This window comes from Bacillus cereus group sp. BfR-BA-01408 (assembly GCF_022663305.1).
Lineage (GTDB): Bacteria > Bacillota > Bacilli > Bacillales > Bacillaceae_G > Bacillus_A > Bacillus_A pacificus.
Genome location: NZ_JAKUFF010000042.1, coordinates 1 through 13,334 on the forward strand (window position 1 = coordinate 1; position 13,334 = coordinate 13,334).

Consider the following 13,334-nt stretch of genomic DNA (forward strand, 5'->3'; position numbering starts at 1 on the left):
CATAAAAAGCGAAAGTGGCTCGTTCTCAAGCCACTAAGAAAAAAGAAAAAGCCTCGCTTTTTATCAAAGCGAAGCCATCCTTTTCTTACTTACGCTTTTTCTTTTTCTTCTTGAATCCTGGTACGTTTTCGAAGAATGCTTTTTTCTTCTTGCCGTTACCATCTTTTTTCCCTGGTTGGCTAGCGGACGCGGATGCAGATCCTCTTCCTTTACCTTTGCCACCACGGTCAAATTTTCTACCTGTGCCACGTTCTCCGCCGCGCTCATTACTGCGTTCGCTACGTCCGCCGCGTTTCTTTCTGCCTGTTCTTGGCTGTTCGATCACGACTGGACGATCTTTGAACTTACGACGAGGCGTACCTTTCATGCCAACGATTTCAAAGTCGATTGCCCGCTCGTCTTTGTTTACGTTAATAACGCGAATGGTAATTTCGTCACCGATGCGGAATACGTTACCTGTACGTTCTCCAATCATTGCGAAATGCTGCTCATCATAACGGTAGTAATCATCCGTTAAGTAGCTAACGTGTACAAGACCTTCAATTGTATTTGGAAGCTCTACGAATAAACCGAAGTTTGTTACAGAGCTAATCATACCATCATACTCTTCGCCGATCTTATCGACCATATACTCTGCTTTTTTCATTTCGTCTGTTTCACGTTCTGCTTCAACAGCACGGCGTTCCATATTAGAAGAATGATCTGCAATCTCAGGTAATTTTTCACGCCATTTTGCTTGTGTTTCATTATCAACTTTACCGTTAATGATATATTCACGAATCAATCTGTGAACAATCGTATCTGGGTAACGACGAATTGGTGATGTGAAATGCGTGTAGAACTCAGTTGATAGACCAAAATGTCCTAAGCTTTCTGCATCGTAACGTGCTTGCTTCATAGAACGAAGCATTACTGTCGAAATAACTACTTCTTCTGGTTGCCCTTGAACCATTTCAAGAATTTGTTGTAGCGCACGAGGGTGTACTTCATTTGCACGTCCTTTTACCGCATATCCGAAGTTCGTTACAAACTCGAAGAAACGCTCTAACTTATCTTCTTTCGGATCTTCATGGACACGGTACATAAATGGTACGTTCATCCAGTGGAAATGCTCTGCTACTGTTTCGTTCGCGACAAGCATAAATTCTTCAATTAACTTCTCTGATACAGAACGATCACGCATAACAACGTCTGTCGGTTTTCCTTCTTCATCTACTAATACTTTTGCTTCTTTAAAGTCAAAGTCGATTGCACCGCGGCGCATACGTTTTTCACGTAGGATTTGTGCTAATTGCCCCATCTCTTTAAACATCGGTACGAGCGGCTCATAGCGTTTCATTAACTCTTCGTCCTCATCTTCTAAAATGCTTCTTACGTCAGCATACGTCATACGCTCTGTCGTTTTAATTACACTTTGGAAAATCTCGTGTTTTACGACGTCACCTAAGTTGTTGATTTCCATTTCACAAGACAATGTCAGACGGTCTACTTTCGGATTTAATGAGCAAATACCGTTCGATAGACGATGCGGAATCATCGGAATTACACGGTCAACAAGATATATACTCGTCGCTCTCTCCGCTGCTTCTACATCAATTGGAGAACCTTCTTGAACGTAATGACTTACATCCGCAATATGAACGCCAAGTTTATAGTTACCGTTCTCGAGCTTCGTTACTGTAACAGCGTCATCTAAATCTTTTGCGTCTGCACCGTCAATCGTTACGATCATTTGGTCACGCAGGTCACGGCGATCTTTTAAATCTTCTTCTGAAATCGTTTCTGGTACACTGTTTGCGTGCTCCATCACTTCTTCAGGGAACGCTAAAGGCAAATGATGTTTATGAATAACAGATAAAATATCTACTCCTGGATCATTTTTATGACCTAGAATTTGAATAACTTCACCTTCTGCACTTAAACGATTCTCTGGATAGCTCGTAATTTTCACAACTACTTTATGACCTTCTACAGCGCCCATTGATGCGCTTTTCAATACGAAAATGTCACTTGTCCAGCGCTTATTGTCAGGTATAACAAATCCAAAGTTTTTGGACTCTGTATATGTACCAACTAGTTCTTTCGTTCCGCGTTCTAAAATGCGTACAATGGAACCTTCTTGACGCGAACCACTCGATTGAGAACTAAGGCGGGCTAATACTGTATCACCATGAAGCGCACCGTTTAATTCTGTAGGCGGAATGAAAAGATCATCGTCTCCTGTTTTCTTCTCGTCTGGTACAACAAACGCAAAGCCACGTGCATGTCCAATTAACTTACCACGTACTAAATTCATTTTTTCAGGAAGACCGTAACGGTTGCTACGAGTACGAATAACAAGTCCCTTCTCTTCCATCGTTACAAGCGCCTTTACAAAATCTTTAAAGCCCTCAGAACCTTCAATCCCAAACGCCTCTTCTAACTCTTGTATCGTTAGCGGTTTATACGCTTCTTCTCTCATAAATAATAACAACTTATCAATATGTTCTTGTATGATTTCTTCCAAGCAAAAATACCTCCTTTAAACCCTTATATTATTTAGTGTATCCGAAAGATGGGGGATGTATAAAGCGAAACTTCAATCATCTCCCAATGATTTTTTTACAGCTTCCATAAAAAATTCCCTTATGAAAAAAAGAGGCAACTAGATCTTACCAATCTAGTTGCTCCAAGAAGTTATATACATCCTCATGTAGCTCGTCACGCTGTTTATCAAGTGTAATGACATGCGTAGAGTCTTCATACCATTTAATGTCTTTTAACGTTGATTCTACACCGTTATAAATAATGTTCGCACTATCTGTATTAATCATTTCATCATGACGCGCTTGTACAACAAATGTTGGGGCATAAATCATGTCCACATTGTTACGTACGTCAGCAATTAATTGTTGTAATGCTTTTAATGTATTCATCGGTGTCTTTTGGAATTCCAACATTTCTTGTTCGATTTGCTCTGGTGATTTTTGCTCACGCTTTTTATATTCGCGGGCATATGCCAATATACCTTGGTACATCGTTTCTTCACTCTTAATATACATCGGTGCACACATTGGTACTACACCTAAAACCGGTACTGTATAACCTAATTTTAGAGAAAATACGCCGCCAAGTGACAATCCAACGACAGCAATTTTCTCAAAACCTTTATCTTTTAAAAGCTGATATGCCTCCGTTACGTCTTGCCACCAATCTTCAGGACCTGTATGAACAAGCTCTTCTGGTGGTACACCGTGCCCTTTATAAATTGGGGCATGACAAGTGTAGCCTTTCTTTTCTAAGAAACGCCCTAACATACGTACATCAGCTGAGTTTCCTGTGAATCCATGTAGTAATAAAACAGCGCGGTCTCCACCCTCAAATGTAAATGGTTTCGGAGATGCTAATTTCATCATGTACTTCTCCTCTTTCTCTTCTGTAATCTAGTCGTATTCTTTCTATATCTAGTGTACCATATTTATATTTCTATAATCTAATTAGAAACATCTTTCAAATGACAAAACAAAAAAAGAAGAACCATTAGTACATCTTACTAACGCTTCTTCTTTCAATTCTATAAGTTTAAGTACGTAACACCAATTGTTAATGCGAAGAACAATACAGCTAAAACAATTGTAATACGGTTTAATACCGCTTCAATTCCACGTGCTTTTTGCTTACCAAATAATTGCTCTGCACCGCCTGAAATTGCACCTGAAAGGCCTGAGCTATTACTAGACTGCATAAGTACCATAACAATCATTAAAATCGATACAATAATAAGTAAAACGGATAATAACGTATGCACTTGGCGTACCTCCTACAAAGATTCAGTTATTGTAACTGTAGCATAAATTCTATAGAAAAGCGAGAGCTATAAGGTTGCTCCCGCTTTTCTTCTATTACATGAACATCATTGCAAATAGCGGCCCGAGCAAACATGTTAAAATCGCTGTTAATGTCATTGTTACCGATCCAATAACACCTTCATGTTCATTATTTTTCATCGCTCTCATCACGCCCATAATATGAGAAGCACATCCAAATCCGATACCTTTACCAACTGAGTTTGTAACGCGGCTCCATTTTAATAAAAGCGGGCCGGTAATCGTTCCAGTAATACCTGCAATAACAACGAAGGCTGCTGTTAATGACGGCACACCACCAACTTGCTCTGAAACACTCATCGCAACTGGCATTGTCACTGATTTTGGTAAAGAAGATAAAATTAAGCTTTTATCTGTTCCCATAAGTGACGCAATAGCAAAGTCACTTGCAATGGCAACTGTTGTACCTACTAGTACCCCGCCGGCAATCGGTACAACATATTTTTGAAGAACGTGGCGTTGTTTATAAAGAGGAATTGCAAATGCTACAACACCGGGTCCGAGCAGTTTTGCAATCCAGCCGCCACCACTTTCCATATAATGTTGATACGGTATATCAAGCATAATAAATAAGAAAGCCATTAATCCTGTTGCTACAAGCATTGGAATGGTGAATGGTGTTGGAAATAATTTGTAGATTTTTTTAGATAATTGGTATAATAGCACCGTAAAAATAACCCAACCGATTCCGATCAATATTTGGCTCATCGCGACTCTCTTTCCTTTCTATTCGCAAGATATTGTCCTGTATGTCCTGCGACAATAATAATTAAAAATGTACTCGCTACAATTGTAATGAAAAGAGAAATTCCTTTACTCATAAAAAAAGCACCGTAATTCATTAGGCCAAGTGTTGGCGGAATTAATAAAAACGGCATAATAGCAACGAGTGTTTCTGCTCCTAAATCGAACCATTTCACTGGAAGAACTTTTAGGCTAAGTAAAACAAGTAAGAGGAACATTCCAATCAAACTTCCTGGAATCGGAATATTTAACATTTCTTGTACCCAAGTTCCAACCATATAAAAAACGTAAAGAGCAGCAATTTGGACAAGAATCTTTGTAAATTTCATGTTCATCATCCCTCTTGTTTATACGATCTTCTGTTAATATCTTTATCATAGTATAAATTGTAAAAAGCTGCAATTTATCAACTTGACAGCAAAAAACGCCTATGTTATACGCTTACAACCTTGATATGACTACATTTCTAAAAGAAAATTAAGTCAAAAACCTTGACCTAATATAAGAAGTTTTTATTTTCTGAATTTTAAAGGTTGTTATTTCAATAAAATAATCTTTTTATCCTTACGCTTACATATATATAAAGTGAAACTTTAATCAGTGGGGGTTCTTTATCCCCCACTGATTATTGCTGTATTTCGAGGTGGGGGTCTTACTGCCCATTAAAGTGGGATAAACAAGATAGGTGGTGAACATATGCCCAAAAAAGTTCTCATTTTTTGTGATCCTGGGATTGATGATACGATGGCTCTCCTCTTAGCATTCTTTATTGATGAAATAGAAATCATCGGCATTGTTGCTGATTACGGCAATGTTCCAAAAGAGATGGCCGTACAAAATGCTCATTTTCTTAAGAATGAAACAATGAATAGAAATATTAAGATATTTGGTGGGTCAGAGCGTCCACTTACTGGTGCCCCACCTGCTTTTTTTACCGATGTACATGGGAAACAAGGGCTCGGGCCAATTATTCCAAAAGGGAATGTAACTAACGGGGAAATGGAGAATTTTTTCGAAGTTATTCCTCTTATTGAACAGTATAAAGATGAAGTAATCATTGTAAGTTTAGGAAGACTTACCTCCCTCGCAATTTTATTCATCGTATGTAAACAGTTAATGAAGCAAATTAAATCTTACTACATAATGGGCGGTGCCTTTTTACACCCGGGTAATGTTACCCCTATTTCTGAAGCAAACTTTTATGGTGATCCTGCTGCCGCTAATATAGTCCTTCAATCCTCACCTAACATGTACATCTATCCATTAAACGTCACCCAATATTCCATCATTACACCAGAAATGGCTGAATATATTGAAGCAAAAGGAAAAGCCCCACTCGTCAAACCTTTATTCGATCATTATTACTATAGTTATTATAAAAATGCTCTACCACATTTAAAGGGTAGCCCCTTCCATGACACAATGCCAATACTCGCTTTACTTGATAACTCTATGTTTACGTATCACAAATCACCTATCGTTATCATGACCGAATCTTATGCACAAGGGGCAAGCATTGGGGAATTCCGCTCTTTAGAAGAATCTAAACCATTTATTGATCGGCCGATTCATCAAATCGCAATTGATTTTGATTATAACCGCTTCTTTAAACATTTCATGTCACTTATGACGGGGGAAGAATTTTAACAAAAAAAAACAGACCGTGATTTCTCACGGTCTGTCGTTATTTTCTACAATTATCGTTTGATGTTGTAGAAAGATTTGATACCATCGTAAACAGCGATTTCGCCTAGTTCGTCTTCGATGCGTAATAATTGGTTGTACTTAGCAATACGGTCAGTACGGCTCATAGAACCAGTTTTGATTTGGCCAGCGTTAGTTGCAACTGCGATGTCAGCGATTGTAGCATCTTCAGTTTCACCAGAACGGTGAGATACAACTGCTGTGTAACCAGCACGTTTAGCCATTTCGATAGCTTCGAAAGTCTCAGTTAAAGTACCGATTTGGTTAACTTTAATTAAGATTGAGTTAGAGATACCTTTTTCGATACCTTCAGCAAGTTTTTGAGTGTTAGTTACGAATAAGTCGTCACCAACTAATTGTACTTTGCTTCCAAGACGCTCAGTTAATAATTTGTGACCATCCCAGTCGTTTTCGTCTAAACCATCTTCGATAGAGATGATTGGGAAGTCTTTGCAAAGCTCTTCGTAGAAATCAACCATTTCTGCAGAAGTTAAGCCAGTACGGCCTTCGCCTGCAAGGTCATATTTACCAGTTTCTTTGTTGTAGAACTCAGAAGAAGCAACGTCCATTCCTAAGAATACGTTCTCGCCAGCTTTGTAACCAGCTTTTTCGATAGCTTCGATGATTACTTCTAATGCTTCACGGTTAGAACCAAGGTTTGGAGCGAATCCACCTTCGTCACCTACTGCAGTGTTAAGACCTTTGTCATGTAATACAGCTTTAAGTGCATGGAATACTTCAGCACCCATACGGATTGATTCTTTGAATGTTGGAGCACCAACTGGTAAGATCATGAACTCTTGGAAGTCAACGTTGTTATCAGCGTGAGAACCACCGTTGATGATGTTCATCATTGGAGTTGGTAATTGTTTTGCATTGAATCCACCAAGGTAACGGTATAATGGAAGACCTACGAAGTCAGCTGCTGCGTGAGCTACTGCCATAGATACACCAAGGATAGCGTTAGCGCCTAGTTTACCTTTGTTTGGAGTGCCATCTAATTCGATCATAGCACGGTCGATACCAGCTTGGTCAGTTACGTCGAAACCAACGATTTCTGGAGCGATAATTTCGTTAACGTTGTTTACTGCGTTAACAACGCCTTTACCAAGGTAACGAGATTTGTCACCGTCACGTAATTCTACTGCTTCGTGTTCACCAGTAGATGCACCACTTGGTACGATAGCGCGTCCGAAAGCGCCGCTTTCTGTGTAAACTTCTACTTCTACAGTTGGGTTACCACGAGAGTCAAGGACTTCGCGAGCATAAACATCAATAATTGTTGACATAATAAATTCTCTCCTTTTTATATAAGCAAATTATTTAATAATTGTTTTACCTGTCATTTCTTTCGGTTGCTCAACACCAAGAAGTGTAAGCATTGTTGGAGCGATATCACCTAAGATACCACCTTCACGTAATTCTACGTCGTTCTTCGTAACGATGAAAGGAACCGGGTTAGTTGTATGAGCTGTCATTGGCTCTCCGTCAGAAGTTAATTCTTCGTCAGCATTACCATGGTCAGCAGTAATAAGTGCTACACCATCTTTTGCAAGAATCGCTTCTACAACTTTTCCTAAACATTCGTCAGTTGCTTCTACTGCTTTAATTGTTGGTTCCATCATCCCAGAATGGCCAACCATATCACAGTTCGCAAAGTTAAGAATGATAACATCATGTTTATCATTTTCGATTTCATTTACTAAAGCGTCCGTTACTTCGTAAATGCTCATTTCAGGTTTCAAGTCATACGTTGCAACCTTCGGTGAGTTAATTAAGATACGCTCTTCTCCTGGGAATTCAGCCTCACGACCACCGCTAAAGAAGAATGTAACGTGCGGATACTTTTCAGTTTCCGCGATGCGAAGTTGCTTTAATCCCGCTTGCGCAACAACTTCACCTAAAGTGTTATCAAGGTTCATTGGCTTGAATGCCACGTAACCATCTACTGTTTCACTAAAGTGTGTCATACATACGAATTCTGGAATGTGAGGTACTTTTTCACCACGATCGAACTCACGGAAGTCTTCGTTTGTAAATACACGAGCAATTTGAATTGCACGGTCTGGACGGAAGTTATAGAAGATAACTGCATCATCATCATTGATTGTTGCAACTGGCGTGTTATCTTCGTTAACAATTACAGACGGCAATACGAATTCATCGTAGATACCATTTGCATAAGAGTCTTCTACACACTCTTCTGCTGATTTATAAGTAGGGCCTTCACCATTCACCATAGCACGGTAACATTTTTCTACGCGATCCCAACGCTTGTCACGGTCCATGGAGTAATAACGACCAGAGATAGTCGCGAATTGTCCTACTCCTGTTTCTTTAATTACTTCATTTGTCGCATCAATATAGCTTTGTGCTGTTTTTGGTCCAACATCGCGGCCATCTAAGAATGCATGAATGTATACTTTCTCAACGCCTTCTTTAGCTGCTAAGCGAAGAAGAGCAAACATGTGGTTCATGTGACTGTGCACACCACCGTCAGAAAGTAAACCGAATAAATGAAGTGCAGTACCTTTTTCTTTTACGCTTTTAATTGCACTTTGGAACGTTTCGTTCTTGTCGAACTCACCTTCACGAATTGCAACGTTTACGCGTGTTAAGCTTTGATATACAATGCGGCCAGCACCGATATTTAAGTGACCAACCTCAGAGTTACCCATTTGACCTTCTGGAAGACCTACTGCCTCACCACAAGCTGTAAGCGTTGTGTGAGGGAATTTGTTCCAGTAACCATCAAAATTAGGTTTCTTAGCTTGTGCTACAGCATTCCCGTAAGTTTCTTCACGAAGTCCGAAACCGTCAAGAATAATTAGAGCTGTTGGCTTTCTCATTTTACCGCCTCCAGAAGACCTAAGAACGAAGCAGGCTCTAAGCTAGCACCGCCAACTAAAGCGCCGTCGATGTCAGATTGTGCCATGTACTCTTTAATGTTTTCTGGTTTTACGCTACCGCCGTATTGAATACGAACAGCTTCTGCAGCAGCTGGAGAAACAGCCTCTGCAACAACTTTACGGATGTGCGCACATACTTCGTTTGCGTCTGCAGAAGAAGAAGATTTACCTGTACCGATAGCCCAGATTGGCTCATAAGCGATAACAGTTGCTTTAACTTGCTCTTCAGTTAAACCTGCAAGTGCTTTTGTCACTTGACCTGCTACTAGATCAAATGTTTTTCCGCTTTCGCGCTCTTCTAAAGTCTCACCACAACATACGATTGGTGTTAAACCATGTTCAAATGCTGCGATAGTCTTTTTGTTTACTGACTCATCTGTTTCAGCAAACATTTCACGACGCTCAGAGTGGCCAAGTACTACGTAGCCTACTTTTAAGTCGCTAAGTGCTACTGGGCTAATTTCGCCAGTGAATGCACCATTTTTTTCGAAGTGCATGTTTTGTGCACCTACTTGTAAATCAGTTCCTTCAGTCGCTGCTACAAGGCGCTCTAAGAATAGAGCTGGAGAGCAAACTACTGCATCAACAGCTGAAGCTGCTGGGATTTGACCTTTAACTTCCTCTACGAAGCTAACTGCTTCAGATAGAGTTTTATTCATTTTCCAGTTACCTGCGATAATTGGTTTACGCATGCTTTGCACCGTCCTTTTTCTTTGGCTGCTACTTATTTGTCGTTAAGACAAACTACACCTGGAAGCTCTTTACCTTCCATGAATTCTAATGACGCACCGCCGCCAGTAGAAATGTGGCTCATTTTATCAGCCATACCGAATTTTTCAACAGCTGCTGCAGAGTCACCACCGCCGATAACAGAGTATGTACCTTCTGCATCTGCTAATGCTTGTCCTACTGCTTTTGTACCTTCTGCGAATGGAGTCATTTCGAATACACCCATTGGTCCATTCCATACAACAAGCTTAGAGTTTTTAATTACATCTGCATAAATTTCACGTGTTTTAGGACCGATGTCCACGCCTTCCCAGTTAGAAGGGATAGAATCGATATTAACGATTTTAGTTGTTGCAGTTTCAGAGAATTCCTCAGTGATTACAACATCAACTGGCATGTAGAAGTTTACGCCTTTTTCTTTTGCAAGTTGCATAAATTCTTTAGCTAGTTCAATCTTGTCGTCTTCACATAGAGATAGACCAATTTCATGACCTAAAGCTTTAACGAATGTGTAAGCAAGTCCGCCACCGATGATTAAGTTATCTACTTTGTCTAATAGATGACGAATTACACCGATTTTATCTTTTACTTTCGCACCACCGATGATAGCTGTGAATGGACGATCTGGGTTAGAAAGTGCTTTTCCAAGAACATCTAACTCTTTTTCCATTAGTAAACCAGATACTGCTGGTAGGTAGTCCGCGATACCTGCTGTAGAAGCGTGAGCACGGTGAGCTGCACCGAATGCATCGTTTACGAAGATGTCAGCAAGAGCTGCAAATTCTTTCGCAAGTTCTGCATCGTTCTTTTCTTCGCCCGCATAGAAACGTACGTTTTCAAGAACTAATACGTCGCCTTCGTTCATTGCTGCAACCATTTCTTGTACAGCTGGTCCGAATGCTTCGTCTGCTTTTTTAACGTCTTTACCAAGAAGCTCGCCTAAACGTGCTGCTACTGGAGTTAAACGCATTTCTTCTACTACTTGACCTTTTGGACGGCCTAAGTGGCTTGCTAAAATAACTTTCGCACCTTGCTCTACTAAATATTGAATTGTAGGAAGAGCTGCACGGATACGAGTTTCATCTGTAATTTTGCCTTCTTTCATAGGTACGTTGAAGTCAACGCGGCAAAATACACGCTTACCTTTTAAATCTACGTCACGAATTGATTTTTTGTTCATTGGATTTCCCTCCGACTACTAGTTAGGATTGACAAAACCCACTCAAAAGCTTAACACATTTGCTTTTAAAACGAAAGAAGAGAGAGAGGGAACAAACCCTCTCCCTCGTTTTGTCATTGATAACTTATATAATTAAGAATTAAAGACCTTTTGAAGTCATGTAAGCTGCTAGGTCTACTACGCGGTTAGAGTAACCAGTTTCGTTATCGTACCAAGAAAGTACTTTAACCATGTTACCTTCCATTACCATTGTAGATAATGCATCGATTGTAGAAGAAGCTGTACATCCGTTATAGTCGATAGATACTAATGGCTCTTCGCTGTATCCAAGGATACCTTTTAATTCGCCTTCAGCTGCTGCTTTGAATGCTGCATTTACTTCTTCAACTGTTACTTCTTTGTCAAGTTCAACAACTAGGTCAACTAGAGAAACGTTAGCAGTTGGAACACGTACAGCGCCACCGTTTAATTTACCTTTAAGTTCTGGTAATACTAATGCTACTGCTTTAGCTGCACCAGTAGATGTTGGGATCATGTTTTCAGCTGCTGCACGAGCACGACGTAAATCTTTGTGTGGTAAGTCTAAGATTTGTTGGTCGTTAGTGTAAGAGTGAATTGTTGTCATCATTCCGCGTTTTACGCCGAATTTTTCGTTTAATACTTTAGCAAATGGAGCTAAGCAGTTTGTAGTACAAGAAGCGTTAGATACTACGTTGTGGCTAGCTGCATCGTATTGTTCGTGGTTAACACCCATAACTACAGTGATATCTTCGTCAGAAGCTGGAGCTGAGATGATAACTTTTTTAACTGATCCACCTAAGTGTTTTTCAGCGTCTGCTTTTTTAGTGAAACGACCAGTAGATTCTACTACGATTTCTACTCCGTAGTCGCTCCATGGTAATTGTGCTGGGTCACGCTCAGCGATAACTTTGATTTCTTTACCGTTAACAACGATGCTGCTTTCGTTAGCAGATACTTCTGCGTTTAAAGTTCCGTGAACTGTGTCATATTTTAAAAGGTGAGCTAAAGTTTTAGCATCTGTTAAGTCGTTGATTGCTACTACTTCTACCTCTGGGTTGTTAAGTGCTGCGCGGAATACGTTACGTCCGATACGTCCAAATCCATTAATACCAATTTTAGTCATTTGAATTTCCTCCTTGGGGGATTATATTAAAGGGTAATACCCTTTGTTAATTGTTTTGCTGCACCTTCATCTGTAATTAGAATTGAAGTGTGCCCTTGTTTAATTACAGCCTGTATTGCCTTTGCCTTTGAAGAACCTCCAGCGACTGCAACAACGTGAGATACATTTTGTAAATCCTCTAGTTGCATACCAACTGTTCTTACTTTATGAACAACATTTCCTTGTTCATTAAAGTAGTAACCGAAAGCTTCGCCAACTGCTTCGCTTGCCTGAATCTTTAACCAATCTGCTTCTGAAGTATTTCTGCGACGTGCCATTGTTAACGCATCACCTATTCCATGAATGACGATATTGGAAGATCGAATCAACTCAAGAACTTCTTTCACGGAAGGCTCTGTCACAATAGACGCATATGCTTCGCTGCTAACATGGTCTGGAACATACAATAAGCGATAATTACTCATCGTATTTTGCGCCATCTTGGCACAAATAGTATTGGCTTCTAACTCGACGCCTTCTCCAATTCCACCACGTGCTGGGACAAATAGCATATGTAAATCTTTGCAATCAAGCTGCATCATGTCCGCAACAGCAGCTAGCGTAGTTCCTCCAGCCACAGCAACGATATTATTCGCTGTCAGACGGTCTTTTATACAAGTCACACAAGCACGGCCCATCTCCAGTTTGACCCAAGGCGATTCATCACTATCACCAGGGACAACGAAAACTTCATCCAAGTCTAATGTTTCCTTAAGTTGCTTTTCTAAAACCTTTAACCCGGAAATTTCTTTCATAAAGTCTTCCAAAGCAAGAACTAAAGCTGTTCCTTCTTCTGTCAAAGTCATTCCAGAAGAAGCGACGTGAACTAAGTTTTGTTCTTTCAAAACTTGAACTTCACTTCGCAATACTCGTTCTGTCATACCGAGACTTGCTGATAAATTTCTTCTTCCAATTGGCTGCATAAGCCTAATGTATTGAAGAATTTGCATTCTCGTTTGCATAACAGGTAGCAGATCAGGTAATAATTTTTTTGTGTTCTGAATCCATGAGCGCATATC

At 40.0% G+C, this 13,334-nt stretch carries 12 protein-coding genes; 1 reads left to right on the plus strand and 11 read right to left on the minus strand.

The features are described from left to right. Positions 1-85 precede the first annotated feature (85 nt). The 5 genes from rnr to MR083_RS16915 all read right to left on the minus strand — a co-directional run bounded on the left by rnr (position 86) and on the right by MR083_RS16915 (position 4,939). Positions 86-2,506, minus strand: coding sequence for a ribonuclease R (gene rnr / locus MR083_RS16895; protein WP_098921259.1), 2,421 nt, complete (start codon positions 2,504-2,506; stop codon positions 86-88). Positions 2,507-2,651: 145 nt separating this feature from the next. Next, complete coding sequence (estA, locus tag MR083_RS16900) at positions 2,652-3,392, minus strand: carboxylesterase (protein ID WP_000761976.1); 741 nt, start codon at positions 3,390-3,392, stop codon at positions 2,652-2,654. 161 nt (positions 3,393-3,553) lie between these two features. After that, positions 3,554-3,787, minus strand: a complete 234-nt coding sequence (gene secG / locus MR083_RS16905) for a preprotein translocase subunit SecG (protein ID WP_000557262.1) — start codon at positions 3,785-3,787, stop codon at positions 3,554-3,556. 94 nt (positions 3,788-3,881) lie between these two features. Then, positions 3,882-4,574 (minus strand): LrgB family protein, encoded by a 693-nt coding sequence (locus MR083_RS16910; protein WP_000078293.1) that lies wholly within the window; start codon positions 4,572-4,574, stop codon positions 3,882-3,884. Continuing rightward, positions 4,571-4,939, minus strand: a complete 369-nt coding sequence (locus MR083_RS16915; RefSeq protein WP_000673220.1) for a CidA/LrgA family holin-like protein — start codon at positions 4,937-4,939, stop codon at positions 4,571-4,573. Before MR083_RS16915 ends, MR083_RS16910 begins: the two co-directional genes overlap by 4 nt. A gap of 367 nt (positions 4,940-5,306) precedes the next feature. Between MR083_RS16915 and MR083_RS16920 the strand changes: the two genes are divergently transcribed. Further along, a complete protein-coding gene (locus MR083_RS16920; RefSeq protein ID WP_001125025.1) occupies positions 5,307-6,257 on the plus strand; it encodes a nucleoside hydrolase in 951 nt (316 codons plus the stop codon). A gap of 50 nt (positions 6,258-6,307) precedes the next feature. Here the strand turns inward: MR083_RS16920 and eno are convergent, their stop codons facing one another. The 6 genes from eno to cggR all read right to left on the minus strand — a co-directional run bounded on the left by eno (position 6,308) and on the right by cggR (position 13,331). Continuing rightward, positions 6,308-7,603, minus strand: a complete 1,296-nt coding sequence (gene eno / locus MR083_RS16925) for a phosphopyruvate hydratase (RefSeq protein ID WP_000103957.1) — start codon at positions 7,601-7,603, stop codon at positions 6,308-6,310. 30 nt (positions 7,604-7,633) lie between these two features. Further along, positions 7,634-9,163 (minus strand): 2,3-bisphosphoglycerate-independent phosphoglycerate mutase, encoded by a 1,530-nt coding sequence (gene gpmI, locus MR083_RS16930; RefSeq protein WP_001231150.1) that lies wholly within the window; start codon positions 9,161-9,163, stop codon positions 7,634-7,636. Further along, positions 9,160-9,915 (minus strand): triose-phosphate isomerase, encoded by a 756-nt coding sequence (gene tpiA / locus MR083_RS16935; RefSeq protein ID WP_001231036.1) that lies wholly within the window; start codon positions 9,913-9,915, stop codon positions 9,160-9,162. Before tpiA ends, gpmI begins: the two co-directional genes overlap by 4 nt. A 32-nt stretch (positions 9,916-9,947) precedes the next feature. Next, positions 9,948-11,132 carry a phosphoglycerate kinase gene (locus tag MR083_RS16940; RefSeq protein ID WP_001036347.1) on the minus strand — a complete coding sequence of 395 codons (1,185 nt, stop codon included), beginning with the start codon at positions 11,130-11,132 and terminating at the stop codon, positions 9,948-9,950. 139 nt (positions 11,133-11,271) lie between these two features. Further along, positions 11,272-12,276, minus strand: coding sequence for a type I glyceraldehyde-3-phosphate dehydrogenase (gene gap, locus MR083_RS16945; protein WP_000161231.1), 1,005 nt, complete (start codon positions 12,274-12,276; stop codon positions 11,272-11,274). A gap of 26 nt (positions 12,277-12,302) precedes the next feature. Beyond that, positions 12,303-13,331: a gapA transcriptional regulator CggR gene (gene cggR, locus MR083_RS16950; RefSeq protein ID WP_001258187.1), complete on the minus strand. Its 1,029-nt coding sequence runs from the start codon at positions 13,329-13,331 to the stop codon at positions 12,303-12,305. Positions 13,332-13,334 lie beyond the last annotated feature (3 nt).

Bases quoted from the DNA above. Each gene is read 5' to 3' on its own strand.
- estA (WP_000761976.1), bottom strand. From the start codon at position 3,392: ATGAAATTAGCATCTCCGAAACCATTTACATTTGAGGGTGGAGACCGC.
- MR083_RS16910 (WP_000078293.1), bottom strand. From the start codon at position 4,574: ATGAGCCAAATATTGATCGGAATCGGTTGGGTTATTTTTACGGTGCTA.
- MR083_RS16915 (WP_000673220.1), bottom strand. From the start codon at position 4,939: ATGAAATTTACAAAGATTCTTGTCCAAATTGCTGCTCTTTACGTTTTT.
- MR083_RS16920 (WP_001125025.1), top strand. From the start codon at position 5,307: ATGCCCAAAAAAGTTCTCATTTTTTGTGATCCTGGGATTGATGATACG.
- eno (WP_000103957.1), bottom strand. From the start codon at position 7,603: ATGTCAACAATTATTGATGTTTATGCTCGCGAAGTCCTTGACTCTCGT.
- gpmI (WP_001231150.1), bottom strand. From the start codon at position 9,163: ATGAGAAAGCCAACAGCTCTAATTATTCTTGACGGTTTCGGACTTCGT.
- tpiA (WP_001231036.1), bottom strand. From the start codon at position 9,915: ATGCGTAAACCAATTATCGCAGGTAACTGGAAAATGAATAAAACTCTA.
- MR083_RS16940 (WP_001036347.1), bottom strand. From the start codon at position 11,132: ATGAACAAAAAATCAATTCGTGACGTAGATTTAAAAGGTAAGCGTGTA.
- gap (WP_000161231.1), bottom strand. From the start codon at position 12,276: ATGACTAAAATTGGTATTAATGGATTTGGACGTATCGGACGTAACGTA.
- cggR (WP_001258187.1), bottom strand. From the start codon at position 13,331: ATGCGCTCATGGATTCAGAACACAAAAAAATTATTACCTGATCTGCTA.